This is a genomic window from Ammoniphilus soli (assembly GCF_040813775.1).
In genome coordinates, this window is the sequence record NZ_JBEGDL010000022.1 from 20,103 (window position 1) to 35,479 (window position 15,377).

12 protein-coding genes are annotated in these 15,377 nt (G+C 40.7%); 11 read left to right on the forward strand and 1 reads right to left on the reverse strand.

Going from position 1 to position 15,377, the window contains the following annotated elements:
* The first annotated feature begins 2 nt into the window (after window positions 1-2).
* From ABLT31_RS27480 to ABLT31_RS27525, 10 genes are all read left to right on the forward strand, one after another.
* Complete coding sequence (locus ABLT31_RS27480; RefSeq protein ID WP_367757887.1) at window positions 3-323, forward strand: DUF3870 domain-containing protein; 321 nt, start codon at window positions 3-5, stop codon at window positions 321-323.
* Window positions 324-595: 272 nt separating this feature from the next.
* Entirely contained in the window at window positions 596-1,528 is a 933-nt protein-coding gene (glaH, locus tag ABLT31_RS27485) for a glutarate dioxygenase GlaH (protein WP_367757889.1), read from the forward strand.
* 20 nt (window positions 1,529-1,548) lie between these two features.
* Complete coding sequence (locus ABLT31_RS27490) at window positions 1,549-1,692, forward strand: hypothetical protein (RefSeq protein WP_367757891.1); 144 nt, start codon at window positions 1,549-1,551, stop codon at window positions 1,690-1,692.
* Window positions 1,693-1,793: 101 nt separating this feature from the next.
* Window positions 1,794-3,065 (forward strand): Glu/Leu/Phe/Val family dehydrogenase, encoded by a 1,272-nt coding sequence (locus ABLT31_RS27495; protein WP_367757893.1) that lies wholly within the window; start codon window positions 1,794-1,796, stop codon window positions 3,063-3,065.
* Window positions 3,066-3,333: 268 nt separating this feature from the next.
* Window positions 3,334-4,266: a glutarate dioxygenase GlaH gene (gene glaH, locus ABLT31_RS27500; protein ID WP_367757895.1), complete on the forward strand. Its 933-nt coding sequence runs from the start codon at window positions 3,334-3,336 to the stop codon at window positions 4,264-4,266.
* Between the two features lie 28 nt (window positions 4,267-4,294).
* Complete coding sequence (lhgO, locus tag ABLT31_RS27505) at window positions 4,295-5,509, forward strand: L-2-hydroxyglutarate oxidase (RefSeq protein WP_367757897.1); 1,215 nt, start codon at window positions 4,295-4,297, stop codon at window positions 5,507-5,509.
* A 26-nt stretch (window positions 5,510-5,535) separates the two neighbouring features.
* Window positions 5,536-7,002: an alpha-ketoglutaric semialdehyde dehydrogenase GucD gene (gene gucD / locus ABLT31_RS27510; RefSeq protein WP_367757900.1), complete on the forward strand. Its 1,467-nt coding sequence runs from the start codon at window positions 5,536-5,538 to the stop codon at window positions 7,000-7,002.
* 68 nt (window positions 7,003-7,070) lie between these two features.
* Window positions 7,071-8,411 (forward strand): 4-aminobutyrate--2-oxoglutarate transaminase, encoded by a 1,341-nt coding sequence (gene gabT, locus ABLT31_RS27515; RefSeq protein WP_367757902.1) that lies wholly within the window; start codon window positions 7,071-7,073, stop codon window positions 8,409-8,411.
* Window positions 8,412-8,639: 228 nt separating this feature from the next.
* Window positions 8,640-10,037, forward strand: coding sequence for an APC family permease (locus ABLT31_RS27520; RefSeq protein ID WP_367757904.1), 1,398 nt, complete (start codon window positions 8,640-8,642; stop codon window positions 10,035-10,037).
* Window positions 10,038-10,289: 252 nt separating this feature from the next.
* The gene (locus tag ABLT31_RS27525) at window positions 10,290-11,222 is read left to right on the forward strand and encodes an AEC family transporter (RefSeq protein ID WP_367757906.1); all 933 of its coding nucleotides are present in this window, start codon (window positions 10,290-10,292) and stop codon (window positions 11,220-11,222) included.
* Window positions 11,223-11,292: 70 nt separating this feature from the next.
* Here ABLT31_RS27525 and ABLT31_RS27530 read toward each other — a convergent pair whose 3' ends face one another.
* Window positions 11,293-12,708, reverse strand: coding sequence for a purine-cytosine permease family protein (locus ABLT31_RS27530; protein ID WP_367757908.1), 1,416 nt, complete (start codon window positions 12,706-12,708; stop codon window positions 11,293-11,295).
* 622 nt (window positions 12,709-13,330) lie between these two features.
* Here ABLT31_RS27530 and ABLT31_RS27535 point away from each other — a divergent pair.
* On the forward strand, window positions 13,331-15,376 hold the full coding sequence (locus tag ABLT31_RS27535; protein ID WP_367757910.1) for a hydantoinase/oxoprolinase family protein: 2,046 nt from the start codon (window positions 13,331-13,333) through the stop codon (window positions 15,374-15,376).
* Window position 15,377: the final 1 nt, after the last annotated feature.

The following is a 15,377-nucleotide window of genomic DNA, read 5'->3' on the forward strand; positions in this document are numbered from 1 at the left end:
GGATGGCACTAACTCATACTGTATTTATTGCAGGCCACGCACGTCTTCCTCAGGGGATGGCAGCTAAAAGTGTCTTTGATACTCTTACCATTACGGTAGAGCTAGATAAGAAATATGGCGTTATCATTGAAGCTTCATGCACTCTTGCTACTGAACACGGAAGAATGTATGTAGGGGAGTTATTAAAGGGGATAAGTTTAAAAGATGGAATTGATGAACCTCTTCAGATTCTACAAACGCATTATAAAGGTAGAGCAGTAAATGCGTTAACAGCAGCATTAAGAGACTTATACGTTCAGTTTGAACAACTCAACATACGCTAAAAACACTATTGACACGAGGTTTAAAGGAGTGTATATTTTAATTATTAGGAATAGTTAGGGTTCACTCCAAGAAAGATAACCTCTTTCAAGTGCGGTGAATAAACTCTTTAAACTCTATAGTTAAAAAACTGAGGAATCTTCTGAACTCCGAGAGATCGGAGAGAAAAAGTAGATCGAAGCCAGTTATATTAATCGGATTTATCCGGATAATATGACTGGCTTTTTTAGCTATTTGAGGGCAGAGATTCATTATACTTTAGGAGGGGCTTTTAATGAGTATTGCCGTGGCAAATATGAAGTATGTACAGAAGAAAACAGGATATAAGATTTTTCCCCATCCAGATCACCATCGGCTGTACTATATTCAGTTAAGTAATGAATTGATAGGTGAATTCTTGAGTGAGTTCAAGAAGGAAGATTCCCAGCGATTAGAATATGTTCCGTATATACGTTTTGTTATGGCGGGCAAGCTTCGTGAATTACTAGGAACCTCGTTTGTTGAAGCGATTCGTGGAATTTTACATGACCGGCAAACAGGCGGGTTTACGATTGGGCTTCAGGATCAAACGACAGATCCTCAAGATTTCGTAAAGTTTGCTACAGCTATCAGCCATTTAATTGGAATGCCAAACTTTGATGCCATGTCAGGTACGTATTATGCCCGATTCACAGTAAAAGATACGGATCAGAGTGATTCGTACCTACGTCAAGCCTATCGCCAATTTACCCTTCATACCGATGGGACGTTTGTGGATGAACCAACGGGTTGGCTTTTGATGATGAAGATGGAAGAGCGAAATGCGGTAGGGGGAGAGTCCCGACTCCTACACTTGGATGACTGGGAAGATCTCGAGAAATATAGTAAGCACCCACTTGGGAGTTTTAAATTTTTGTATAAAGCACCTCCTAGCAAAAATGTGGAACAAAAAGTCCATCGTGCCACGTTTTTTGAGCAAAACAATGAAACGTGTATCTGCTTCATTGACCAGTTTGTCTGTCCGGAAACCGTAGAGCAGGCAAAATACTTGCAAGAGCTGTCTCTGTCTATGGAAAAAAGCGCATCGACTCATGCATTAAAGCTACCAGTAGGGGATCTAGTCATGTTGAATAATACATTTTGGCTTCATGGCAGAGCAGCATTTGAAAAACATCCAGACTTATATCGAGAGCTGATGAGACAGCGTGGAGTCTTTTCAAATATCTAATATGAATGGGGGAGTAAAATATGACAATGGATTTAATAGATAAGTGTATCTCTTGCCATCAGGAATTGGCAATATGGGAAAGAAATCGCTGTGAATGTCTGGATTGCCGTGAAAAAATGATTGAAACATATGGTGATGACAGTGTGGAAGATGTTGTAGAATAAGTATTTTTTCTATCGCTAATTTACTGCCAGTTTAACATCAATTTGAACATGTTGAACTGGCTTGATTTTATTAATCAAAACAGTCAGAAGGGAAGAATCATATGAAAACGTCCGTCGTTATGGATAAAACAAGCCAAGCCCCAACGCTACTTGAATCAACCCAAGAAATTGTAAGAGAAGCGCTAGCTCAATTACATTATGATGAGGCTACCTACGAACTACTAAAATCTCCGGTTCGAGTGCTTACGGTTCAAATTCCTGTTCGTATGGACGATGGGAAGGTTAAAGTTTTTACGGGTTATCGCTCCCAGCATAATGATGCGATTGGACCAACGAAAGGGGGAATTCGGTTTCATCCCGCTGTGACGGAAGATGAGGTTAAGGCACTATCCATTTGGATGTCCATTAAATGCGGATTATTTGATTTGCCATTTGGAGGTGGTAAGGGTGGGGTTGTTTGTGAGCCTCAAAAAATGTCTTTTTTCGAGATTGAGCGCCTGGCAAGGGGGTATGTACGAGCAATTAGCCAGATCGTAGGTCCCACTAAAGATATTCCAGCTCCAGATGTTTATACCAGTTCTCAAGTTATGGCTTGGATGCTTGATGAATATAATCGAATGAATGAGAATGATAATCCGGGATTTATTACGGGGAAACCTATATGTTTGGGTGGTTCCCAAGGTAGAGAAAGAGCTACAGCATTAGGTGTATTTTTTGCCATTCGTGAAGCTGCCAAGCTTAAAGGAAAAGCGGTACAGGATTTAAAGGTCATCATTCAGGGGTTTGGGAATGTTGGCAGCAATTTAGCAAAGATCTGCTATGATTCCGGTATGAAAGTGGTTGGAATTAGCGATGCGTTTGGTGGTATTTATGATGGAGATGGTTTGGAGATCCCCAGACTTCTAGATCAGCGTGATTCATTTGGTTTAGTTACTAATCAGTTCAAGGATGTTATATCCAATTCTGAATTGCTAGTCTATCCATGTGATGTCCTGGTTCCCGCTGCGATCGAAAATCAAATTACTGAACTTAACGCAAATCAAATTCAGGCTTCCATTCTTGTTGAAGCTGCTAATGGTCCTACCACACCTGAAGGAAACCGTATCTTAAATGATAGAGGGGTACTTGTCGTTCCAGATGTTCTGGCCAATGCTGGGGGGGTAACGGTATCTTATTTTGAGTGGGTGCAAAATAATCAAGGATGGTATTGGTCAGAGGAAGAAGTGGAAAAAAAGTTAGAGGATAAAATGGTTAAGGCATTCCATAATATTATGCATCTGTCATCTATTAAAAAAGTCGATACCAGAATAGCCGCGTACATGGTTGGGCTGAGAAAATATGCCGAGGCTGTTCGTTTGCGTGGATGGGTATAAAAAGAAGTTGACAGATTATATAGATATAACCTATGATAATAGTATAAACAAGAAAAACATCACTCCTTTATGGATATCCCATATAAGATCAGTGCTGCTTCTGTTTATAATCGTAAAAAGTGAATACGTAATTTAAACTGATTAATCTTCTGAACTCCGAGTGACCGGAGAGATAAAGTAGATGAGAGCCAGTTGTATTTTTAGGGTTTAGCCTTAAAATACGACTGGCTTTTTTATTTTTAAATATACCTAGGAGGAGGAAATTTCAATGAGTGTTGTTCAAGAAAAAATGAAGTATGTACAAAATCAAGCAGGATTTAGGATTATCCCTCACCCCGATCACCAACGTTTATACCACATTGAGTTGAGTAACGAGATCATTTATAACTTTTTGAATGAATTCAAAAAGGAAGACTCCCAGCGATTAGAATATGTTCCATACATGCGATTTGTAATGGCAGGTAAGTTGCGTGACCTGCTCGGCGTATCGTTCGTAGAGGCTATCCGGGGGATTTTGCATGATCGGGAAACAGGTGGCTTTACCATCGGACTTCAGAATCAAACGTCAGATCCTGAAGATTTTGTGAAATTCGGTACGGCAATTAGTCATTTAATTGGAACTCCAAACTTTGATGCGATGTCTGGTACTTATTTTGCTCGGTTTACAGTCAAGGATACGGATAACAGTGATTCCTATTTGCGCCAAGCCTATCGGTTATTTACCCTTCATACCGATGGGACGTTTGTTGACGAACCGACAGATTGGTTATTGATGATGAAGATGCAGGAGCGTAATGCGGTAGGGGGAGAATCACGTCTGCTCCACCTGGATGATTGGGAAGAGTTAGAGAAGTTTAGCAAACATCCAATGGCAAGTTATAAGTTTTTGTATAAAGCCCCACCAAGCAAGAATGTGGAACAAAAAATTCACCGTGCGACGTTTTTTGAGCAAAACAATGGAACATGTATCTGTTTTATCGACCAATTTGCTTGTCCGGAAACCGTAGAGCATGCGAAATATTTACAAGAACTCTCCAATTCCATGGAGAACAGTTCGGCAACCCATGCATTAAAGCTACCCGTAGGGGATCTCGTCATGTTGAATAATACGTTCTGGCTTCATGGTCGAGCAGCATTTGAAAAGCATCCGGAACTATTTAGAGAGCTCATGAGACAACGCGGAGTGTTTGCAAAGGCATAATTCATGACTAAGGACTAGGGGGCACAACATGTATGATTTTGCAATTGTAGGTGGAGGTATTGTAGGGTTGTCTACTGGAATGGAATTAACCCGGCGATATCCAAAGGCAAAGATACTTGTATTAGAAAAGGAGGATCATTGGGCCGTTCATCAAACGGGACATAACAGTGGTGTCATTCACTCCGGAATCTATTACAAGCCTGGGAGTTTTAAGGCAAAATTTGCCCGCGAAGGCAGCAGATCAATGGTTGAATTTTGCCAAAAATATGGGATTGAACACGATATGTGTGGAAAAGTTATTGTGGCAACGAAAAAGGAAGAGCTACCTTTGTTAGATAATCTCTTTCAGCGTGGCTTAGATAATGGTTTGGCTATTACAAAGATTGGTCCTGAAGAATTAAGAGACATCGAGCCTCATGTCCATGGATTAGCTGCTATTCGCGTACCGATGGCAGGGATTGTCAATTATAAACAGGTTTCGGAAATCTATGCATCGATTATTGAGAGTAATGGCGGAGAATTAAGATTATCTACTCGTGTGGAAAGAATTACGGAAACGAATAACGGCGTTGAAATAGAGACCAATAGGGGTTCGTTTCGAGCAACTTATATTATTAACTGTGCAGGGCTTCACAGCGATCGGGTTGCGAAAAGCGGTGGCATGAACACTGATATGATGATCGTTCCCTTTCGTGGGGAATATTATGAGCTAAAGCCGGAAAAACGTTATCTTGTAAAGCATTTAATCTATCCTGTACCAAACCCGGCCTTCCCATTTTTAGGCGTTCATTACACCCGTATGATTGGTGGTCATGTGGAAGCAGGACCCAATGCGGTGTTAGCTTTTAAGCGAGAGGGATATCAAAAGACAGATTTCAGTTTAAAAGATCTTGCAGAAGTATTAGCTTACCCTGGCTTTTGGAAGATAGCATCCAAGTATTGGAGAGAGGGGATGGACGAGTATATCCGTTCATTTAGTAAAGCTGCTTTTGTACGTAGTTTGCAAGAGTTGATTCCTGAAATCCGAGCAGAAGATTTGGAGCCAGCCCCTGCAGGAATTCGAGCGCAAGCACTAAAATCCGATGGAACACTTGTAGATGATTTTCATATCATTTCCGGAAAAAATAGTATCCATGTGTGTAATGCTCCATCTCCAGCAGCAACTGCGTCCATTCAAATTGGCAAGGCAGTTGTAGACAGAATTCCTGAGCCTACACTGGCAAAGATTTATGCAATCTCATAACAAATATTTTAGGAGGGGGAAATGGAATGGCAGTAAAAACGGAAGTTCGGAAATACCAGAATTTGATCAATGGACAATGGGTAGATGCGTTGGATCAAGAAGTGGAGGCAAGTGTAAATCCAGCGGATTATAGAGAAATTGTGGGCTATGTACCTCTTTCTGGTCCAGCAGATGTAGATCATGCCATACAAGCAGCAAAATCAGCTTTTCCCCAATGGAAAAAGTTAACGGGTGCAACTCGTGGAGATTTTCTGCGGAAAGCCGCTGATATCTTAGAACAGAGAGTAGATGACATCGCAGAAACCTTAACCCGTGAAATGGGGAAAACATTAGCAGAAGCGAGAGGGGAAACATTAAGAGGAGTAGCCATTCTGCGTTATTATGCAGCGGAAGGTATGAGATCCGTGGGGGAAGTGATTCCTTCAAGTGATGAAGATACCCTACTTTTTACAACTCGTACTCCTGTGGGAGTGGTAGGTCTGATCACACCATGGAATTTCCCTGTTGCTATTCCAATTTGGAAGCTAGCTCCTGCTCTTATTTATGGGAATACGGTTGTAATGAAACCTGCGCTTGAAGCTACCGTAACAGCCACGAAGGTGATGGAGTGTATCCAAGATGCAGGTTTCCCTCCTGGTGTGGTTAACATGGTGAGCGGAAAAGGATCTACTGTCGGAAATATCATTGTGGATCATCCTGAAGTGAAAGCCATCAGTTTTACGGGTTCAAATCAAGTAGGTCAAGGGATTGCTTTGAAAGCTCTGCAACGTGGAGCCAAATACCAATTGGAAATGGGTGGTAAAAACCCTGTTATTGTATCCAGACATGCTGATTTGGATTTAGCTGCAGAACTTACAGTTAGTGGAAGTATGAGATCATCAGGACAGAAGTGTACAGCTACGAGCCGAGCAATCATAGTGAAAGAAGTTTATGAAGCTTTTCGTGAAAAGGTTATACAGAAAATGAAGAGTATTAAGGTTGGAGATGGCTTGCAAGCGAATACTTATATGGGTCCTGTGGCATCTCAAAATCAATTTAACAATGTACTAGACGCTATTAAGAAAGGAATCGACGAGGGAGGAAGCCTTGTTTTAGGAGGAAAGCCTTTAAATCAAGAGGAAAGGGCCTTTGGATATTTTATTGAACCTACACTGTTTGAGAATATTGATCCTAACATGTGGATCGCGCAGGAAGAAATATTCGGACCCGTTTTAGTCCTTATTCAAGTTGACTCCTTAGAGGATGCTTTTAAAGTAGCCAATGATGTGAAATACGGTCTTAGTGCTTCTATTTTTACGGATCAGTTAAATGAAGTGTTTCAGTATTTAAATCAAATGGAAGCAGGGATGATCCGTGTTAACGGGGAAAGCTCTGGGGTAGAACTGCAGGCTCCTTTCGGAGGGGTGAAGGCCTCTAGTACCCAAGCACGCGAACAAGGAAGAGCTGCCATGGAGTTTTTTACTTCCGTCCAAACCGTAACCATTAAACCGTAACATGATGTTGGCACGAAATATGCATTAAATAAACATGGAATTATACTAACCATAAAGGGGATTAGAAAATGAAAACTTTAAAAGATCAGGCAACCATACCTGGAGTATTATCCCAATCACTTCATGATCGTAGAGAACAGGCAGTGCCAATCGGTCCTTATAATGTTACGCCTATTTATGTAAAGGAGGCATCCGGTGCTCTTGTAAAAGATGTTGATGGCAATACGTATATAGACTTTGCAGGGGGAATAGGGATCCAGAATGTTGGGCATTGTCATCCTAAAGTAGTTAAGGCGGTACAGGAACAGGTATCCCAATCCATTCATACGTGTTTTCACGTTTTTCCGTACGAAAGCTATATTGAACTCGCGGAGAAACTTAATGAAAAGACACCAGGGGATTTCCGCAAGAAAACGATGTTTGTTAATAGTGGTGCAGAGGCTGTTGAAAATGCGATAAAAATCGCTCGCGCAGCTACTGGACGTAGAGCTGTTCTGTCATTTAATCGTGGCTACCATGGGCGCACTCTTATGACGATGTCCCTTACAAGTAAGGTGAGACCTTATAAATTCGGGTTTGGTCCTTTTGCGCCAGATACGTATAAGATTCCTTATCCCTACTATTATCGTGCTGCGGAAGAGATGACACAAGAACAAGTAGATGCTGAACACTTGCAACGGATCGAAGAGTTTTTCCTAGGCGAGGTTGCTGCGGATGATGTAGCCGCTATCATTATGGAACCTGTTCAAGGAGAAGGTGGATTTATTGTTCCTTCTGCAAATTTTGTAAAAGGTATTCGAAAGATTTGCGATAAATACGGCATTATATTTATTGCTGATGAAATTCAAACTGGATTTGCACGTACAGGGAAACTATTTGCGATGGAACACTATGGAGTGGCAGCTGATATCATGGTTTCCTCTAAATCCATAGCAGCGGGAATGCCATTAAGTGCAGTCACTGGCCGTAAAGAACTTATGGATGCACCAGGTGCAGGTCAATTGGGGGGCACATTCGCTGGAAGTCCCGTTTCATGCGTAGCTGGACTGGCCGTATTGGATATTATTGAAGAAGAAAAGCTTGTGGAGCGCGCCCGGATGATAGGAAGCCAAATCATGGATCGTTTCAACAAGATGAAAAACAAGTATGACTTAATTGGGGACACACGCGGCTTAGGCGCTATGGTAGCCATGGAGATGGTTACAGACCGAAAGTTGAAAACACCAGCTTCTGAAGCTACCACCCAATTAGTAAAAGAATGTTGGAAAAATGGCTTAATTGGTTTAAGTGCAGGAATCAATGGAAATGTACTGCGTTTTCTCCCACCGTTGGTCATTACGGAAGAACAATTAAATGAAGGATTAGATATTTTGGAACACTCCGTAGCTACTGTTCAGAAAGGATGGTAATTCTAGGGGAGAGGATATCTGATGATATCCTCTACTGATTAGATCAGTATTCCATGTAGTTGTTGAATCTATTTCAACAACTACATGGGTGTTGATCACACCTCATATGTCCTTAACATGGACTCTATCCTCTGTATTGGAGGAGGGTTTCCCCTCCTCTTTTTTCTTGGGGTGTGTGCTTATCAAGTATTAAACCAAAAATATCAGGAGATGAAAGAGAGGTAAGCAATGAGCAATAAGGTTGAGTTTGAGAAAGTACTTTCTCGTTTTGATGTCCTTTGCCTATCATTCGGAGCCATGATTGGATGGGGATGGGTCGTATTAACTGGTTCTTGGTTATCTTCAGCAGGCGTGATGGGATCCATTTTGGCTTTTCTGCTTGGGGGAGTCATTGTTACCTTTGTGGGCCTGACTTATTCAGAACTTACCTCCGCTATGCCGAAGGCTGGAGGAGAGCATGCGTGGATTCATCGTGCACTTGGTTCAAAGTGGTCCTTTGTCGGGTCATGGTCTATAGCTTTAGGGTATATTTCAGTGGTTGCTTTCGAAGCTGTTGCTTTGCCAACCGTAATGGAGTATATCTTCCCGGATTATCAAGTAGGCTTTATGTGGACGGTTGCTGGCTGGGATGTATATGCATCTTGGGTGGCTGTCGGGATGGCTGGGGCGACCGGGATTACCGTTCTTAACTATTTTGGTGTGAAACAGGCAGCCAAATTTCAATTTATTGTAACCGTTCTCCTGGCGATTGTAGGAATGAGTTTAGTTGGCGGTGCTACTTTTGCTACCCCACCAACACCCCCAATTCCTCCTTTTATCGACGGCTGGACAGGCTTTATGGCTGTCTTAATTATGATACCGTTTATGTTTGTGGGGTTTGACGTCATCCCTCAAGCTGCAGAGGAGATCAATCTGCCACACCGACAAATTGGGAATGTTCTTATTTTATCAGTCATCATGGCGGTATTTTGGTACATCGGAATGATTTACGGTGTAGGAAAAGGATTAGGACAAGAAGAGCTAGCAAGCTCAACCTTGGCTACGGCTGATGCAATGGGTGCTATTTTTTCAAGCCCATTTGCCACTCAAATTCTAATTATTGCTGGAGTGGGAGGGATTTTAACCAGTTGGAATTCTTTTTTAATTGGCGGGAGCCGCGTCCTGTATGCGATGGCGAAATCGCATATGTTACCAAGATGGCTAGGTAGGCTTCATCCGAAGTATAAAACCCCTTCGAATGCAATTCTCTTTATTGGTACCCTTTCTATTTTGGCTCCCCTTTGTGGAAGGAAAATGCTCGTTTGGTTGGTGGATGCAGGCGGGTTAGCTATTGTAATTTCTTATCTTCTCGTAGGTCTATCGTTTCTAATCCTTAGAAAACGTGAACCGCAGATGCCCCGGCCTTTCCGTGCTGGAAAAAATAATAAGGTTGGTTATATCGCTGTTGTATTAAGTGTTGGTCTCGCCGTATTATACATGCCTGGGATGCCATCCGCATTGATATGGCCATACGAATGGATTATCTTTGGTGGTTGGTGGTTACTTGGTTCTTATTATCTTATCCGTACGCCACACGAAGTATATGAGCATGGAGAGGAAAGAGAACAAAGCGCACAGATCTCTTAGGAAAATGTTCAAAATTTTTTTGTGGATATAAAGTAATTTAAATAGATTGATTTGGTAGTGCTCAAACTCTTTATCAAAACTGAACTAGAACTAAGTTAAGTGACTGCCTTTGTTTATTGATCTTCGCAGACTCCTGTGCATGTCGGTGAGAACGCGAGACATTTTTTAAGCAGATAGCCAGTCGAACTACAATATGTATTGTAGTTTGCTGGCTTTTTTGTTTTTTTACCAGATACGGAAGGAGGGGAAAACTTGAACGTTTCAACGATTATATCTACTATTGTTATAATGGCAACGATGATAGTGATCGGTTGCTTGCTTACAAGAAGCACGCCCTTTACTACAGAAAGGCGGCAACTTTTAATGAATATTATCATCAATGTCGCTATGCCATGTATGATATTAAATGGGGTTTTTCAAACTGAAATTGACAGTCAATTTTTGCTCATTTTACTACTAACTTTTGTGATTTCTATAATAATAAACTATTTTGGTGTTTTTGAAGGTTGGGTAGTTGCTCGTACTTTTCATGTTTCCAAGACGAAAACAAATGAAATCGCACTTTTATCAGGAATAGGAAATACAGGTTTTATTGGCATCCCCTTATGTGCTGAACTGTTTGGACCTAAAGGAGCTCTATTAGCTGCAGTATTTGATGCTGGTATAGATTTTACAATTTGGAGCATTGGAGTAATGATGCTGCAAAATAAGTCATTCCAGCCTCAAGCTTTAAAGTCTTTATTAAACATTCCGATGTTATCTATATTTGCGGGTATGATGTTCGCTGCGCTAAATGTATCACCGCCACCATTTGTTCAAGAGCTGACAGAATCCTTTGCGAATTTAGCAACACCACTGGCTATGATGTATATCGGTATGCTTATTCCTTCTGTGATGACGAAAAAATTACCAGGAATGAAACAAATAAGTATCCCACTCGTCCTAAAACTTTTCATTTTCCCTTTAGCCATTGCAACAATTTTGAGCTTTATCCCGCTCCCGAACGAATTAAAACAAGTTATCGTTGTACAGACCACGATGCCTTGTATGACAATGGCTTCCATTCTGTTTTCGCTATATTCATGTGATGAAGAATATGGGGCATCTATGACGGTGCTGTCCGTAATCCTATCGATTACTACGACTCCTGCTATGATCATGCTAGGATTATATATTTTAAAGTAATGGTTGAGTATGAAGAAAGAAAGAAACGGTGAACTGTCTTTGTCCACCGTTTCTCTTTTTTTTAATTCATTTAGGCAATCTTTTCATCATCTGGAATATCATTGACGACTTCTTTTACATAATATTTACCATTAGTAATTATGGAGATGATTATTGTAAGAATAGATGCGATTACAGCCGCAAAAAATGCCGCTATGTTTTGCAAAACAGTACCCATGAATCCAAACGCAGCAATGGTACCTATTAAGCTGGCAATTAAAAGGGAGACAACACCAACTGGATTCCAAGGGTACAGGTATTGGCTTCTATATTCAAAATATAAGGGGCCTATTTTCATTATTTTTTTTACGATAATGGCATCAGTAACCAAAATGGCTGCCCATGCAAACAAGAATACGCCTTGAAAGGTAAGCAATGGACCCAGATAGTCTAATGCTCCTGCAAGCATGGCAACAATGGCCGCGATTGCTGTAAAAGCAACCCAAAAAGTTCTGCCAGGTTTAAATTTGAAGACGTGTTCGAAAAAGTTTGCTAGCGATAAAGATCCACTATATAAATTGGTTATGTTAATACGAAGCTGTGTCAGAATAGTAAATAGAGCCCCGCCTATTCCGATTACATGAACAAAATATACTCCGGGATTTGCCTCCTCAAAGCGAACACCGAACCAAATGCCAATCAGCCCCATGATGAAAAAACATACTAGTTGAGGAATAAATCCCACAGCGAAGACGCCAATCTTAAATTCTTCTTTTTTTATAAAACGCGCGTAATCGGAAATTAACAACGCCATGATTCCAACTAATCCATTCATAATACCTATACATGTCAGCAGCATACTTCCTCCGATTTGAGCTCCTTCAGGGAGGTAGGAGAAAATTGCACCTTTATAAACAGGTTCCATTTTTGCTGCAGAAATCATACCAGCACCAAGTAAAACGATGAACATGGGTAAAGTCCATTTTTGCAACTTTTCCAATTGCTTCATTCCAAACCAATTAAATGGAATAACCGAGAGTCCGAAGAAAATCATAAGTGCCCATAGAGGAACGGTTTTAACATATTCGTGAACGGCACTAGCCATAATAGATCCCTCAATAGCGCAATACATAATGAAATTAATGGCGTAAATGAATGAAGTAATTGAGGCACCGATATAACCAAAACCGCCTCCGCGTGCCATTAAATTGGTATTTAATCCCGTTTTAGCTGAGTAGTAAGCGATTACAACCCCAAGTACACCAGCAATTAATGTAGCGTAGACTTCGGCTATCAAAGCATTCATGGCACCAAATGACGTAGCCATTAGACTTCCCATTTGCATAAACACCATTGCAGTAGCTACACCTAAGGTAACATTAGTAATATTCCACCATTTCATTCGCCAATGGGAAGGTACTTTTTCAAGTGCATAGTCCTCTTTCTTCTCATTGGATGAGTTTTCGGCATGGTTTACTTGATCTTTTGGAATAATAATTTCAGCCATAGTAAACACTCCTTCTCTTTACATTTTTTTAATGAGAGATAGTTATTTAATTTCAGGTATATTTAAATCTGCTCCACCACCCCGATACTTTAGATTGAATGAGTAAATGCCTAATGTGCAAAAAAGTTATTTACTCACTCAATACTCTTTCTTGCAAGAATAGTGCCGATCTTATAATATATCTGAATTTATTATCTAGGGGAAAGGATAAGAAGACACAATATATTTATGTTTCATTTATGAAATTACAAAATATCAAAATAAGCCATTTTTAAATAATATAAAAAAGAAAGCACCATCTCAAACCCATGAGGTTTGTGGCCAAATATTATCTGTGTTGACATCTTTCAATATAGAAAGATGTTATTTCAGTTTTGAAAGTAATTCCTTCATTTTTTAAAACACTTTTACTATTATCAAAGTTCTTACCTGTCTTTAATGTTGGCACGGAAATTGCTTTTAGTATAAGGCAAGCGAACTCATACAAATTTGGATTCGTTTACAACTAGAATTACGGGGGGAGCGGATGATTATTTAAATTTATTAATCTTAAATCTATCCAAATAAAGTTAGTTTTGTATGCAGTCATTATCACTACAATATCTAATATGGAGGGTGAAACATGAGTAAATACCAATTAGCCGTTGATGTAGGGGGAACCTTTACCGACGTTTTTATCTTTAATGAAGAAACAAGAGAAATTTCAGTAACGAAAGTATCCTCAACACCTCATAATCCAGCTGAAGGGATCTTGACCGGAGTTACTCAATCCAATGTTTCAACCAAAGATATCCATTTTTTTTCACATGGTACTACCGTTGGTCTTAATGCGCTGATCACGAGAAATTTACCAAAAACCGCACTGATTACCACTCAAGGGTTTAGAGATGTTCCGGAAATTCGACGGGGAACAAAATTGGAACTATGGGACGCTTATGTTGATGTAGCTCCTCCTTACATTAAAAGACGTGATCGCTTTGAAATAGAAGAAAGAGTAGATTTTGAAGGAAAAGTAATCACCCCATTAGATGAAGAAAAAGCTAGGGACCTGGCTCGTATATTGAAAAAACGCGGAGTTGAATCGGTTGCGATATGCTTTATAAATGCTTATAACAATGGCACGAATGAACTTAAAATGAAGGAAATCTTACAAAAGGAACTTCCAGGAGTTTATGTTTGCACATCCAGTGAAACGCTTCCAGAGATTTTTGAGCATGAAAGAATGAGTACAACCATTGTTAATGCCGTTCTAGGACCACTATTGAATGACTATATCCAGAATCTTACGATGGAAATGAGAGATAAGGGATATAAGGGTGACGTTCTTTTACTCCACTCTGGTGGGGGAGTAATGACATCTGAAACGGTTTCTAAGTATGCTGCTAGATTAGCGAGCTCCGGTATCGCTGCAGGTGCTATTGCAGGTTCTTATATAGCCAAATTATGCGGATATAAGAATGCAATTGGTTTGGATATGGGTGGGACAAGTACAGATATTTCCTTGATGTATAACGGTGATCTAAGAGTTACCAAAGATTGGTATATTGAATATGGCTATCCAATCGGATTCCCAAGCATCGAAATACTAACCATCGGAGCGGGTGGAGGAAGTTTGGCTTGGGTTGACGAAGGTGGCTCCTTACGAAATGGTCCACAAAGCGCTGGAGCCGCGCCCGGTCCTGCTTGCTATATGAAGGGTGGCCTTGAACCTACGAATACAGATGCGAACGTATTGCTTGGCAGACTAAATACCAAGCTGCTAAGCGGGAAAATGACCTTAAATAAAGAGGCTTCCCGTCAAGTAATCCAAGAAAAAATTGGTGAATACTTTGGTTTGACTAATGAGGAAGCTGCCAATTCCATCATTAAGGTGGCAAATGCCAATATGTGCGATGCTCTGCGTCTAATTTCTGTTCGTCGCGGCTATGATCCCCGTGATTTTGCATTGGTTGTATTCGGAGGAGCAGGCGCGCTTCATGGAGCCCATCTGGCAAAAGAAATGGAAATCCCAACCGTTATCGTTCCACCGTTCCCGGGGATTACTTCGGCGATGGGATGCTTGTTGGTAGATGTGCGACATGATATTTCTAAAACTTATCTGGCTAACGTAGCAGATGTATCGAGTAACGAGTTAGAAAACGAATTTGCTAAACTAGAAGAAGAAGCGGTGAAACTGCTCGAAGCGGAAGGGATAGAGGAAGAAAATATGAATCTCATCCGCCATTTAGAAATGAGGTATATGGGACAATGGCGTTCCTTAGAGGTGCCTGTCAGTCGTCCCATCCGTTCCCTGGATGAAGCTTTGGAACGATTCCATCAAGAACATCAAAGGGAGTTTGCCTTTTCTGATCGCGGTCAAGTGGTTGAAATTCACGGTCTTCGCGTGGCTGCAATCGGTATGGCACCTAAACCGGCACTTCCTAAGTACGAACCTGTTGGGACTTTAGAAGATGCCTTAGCCGAATATAGAGATGTATATTTTGAGGAAGGTAGTGGATTTATCAAAACACCAATCTACAACCGTGATAAAATTCCTGCTTTAGCTGAGTTTTCCGGTCCAGCCATCGTGGAGCAGATGGATTCCACTACTGTAATACCACCAGACTTTATCGTAAAAGTAGATGAATACAAAAATCTCATTATGACCCATGTAAAGAAGGAGGTATAGT

Bases quoted from the DNA above. Each gene is read 5' to 3' on its own strand.
- ABLT31_RS27480 (WP_367757887.1), top strand. From the start codon at position 3: ATGGCACTAACTCATACTGTATTTATTGCAGGCCACGCACGTCTTCCT.
- glaH (WP_367757889.1), top strand. From the start codon at position 596: ATGAGTATTGCCGTGGCAAATATGAAGTATGTACAGAAGAAAACAGGA.
- ABLT31_RS27490 (WP_367757891.1), top strand. From the start codon at position 1,549: ATGACAATGGATTTAATAGATAAGTGTATCTCTTGCCATCAGGAATTG.
- ABLT31_RS27495 (WP_367757893.1), top strand. From the start codon at position 1,794: ATGAAAACGTCCGTCGTTATGGATAAAACAAGCCAAGCCCCAACGCTA.
- glaH (WP_367757895.1), top strand. From the start codon at position 3,334: ATGAGTGTTGTTCAAGAAAAAATGAAGTATGTACAAAATCAAGCAGGA.
- lhgO (WP_367757897.1), top strand. From the start codon at position 4,295: ATGTATGATTTTGCAATTGTAGGTGGAGGTATTGTAGGGTTGTCTACT.
- gucD (WP_367757900.1), top strand. From the start codon at position 5,536: ATGGCAGTAAAAACGGAAGTTCGGAAATACCAGAATTTGATCAATGGA.
- gabT (WP_367757902.1), top strand. From the start codon at position 7,071: ATGAAAACTTTAAAAGATCAGGCAACCATACCTGGAGTATTATCCCAA.
- ABLT31_RS27520 (WP_367757904.1), top strand. From the start codon at position 8,640: ATGAGCAATAAGGTTGAGTTTGAGAAAGTACTTTCTCGTTTTGATGTC.
- ABLT31_RS27530 (WP_367757908.1), bottom strand. From the start codon at position 12,708: ATGGCTGAAATTATTATTCCAAAAGATCAAGTAAACCATGCCGAAAAC.
- ABLT31_RS27535 (WP_367757910.1), top strand. From the start codon at position 13,331: ATGAGTAAATACCAATTAGCCGTTGATGTAGGGGGAACCTTTACCGAC.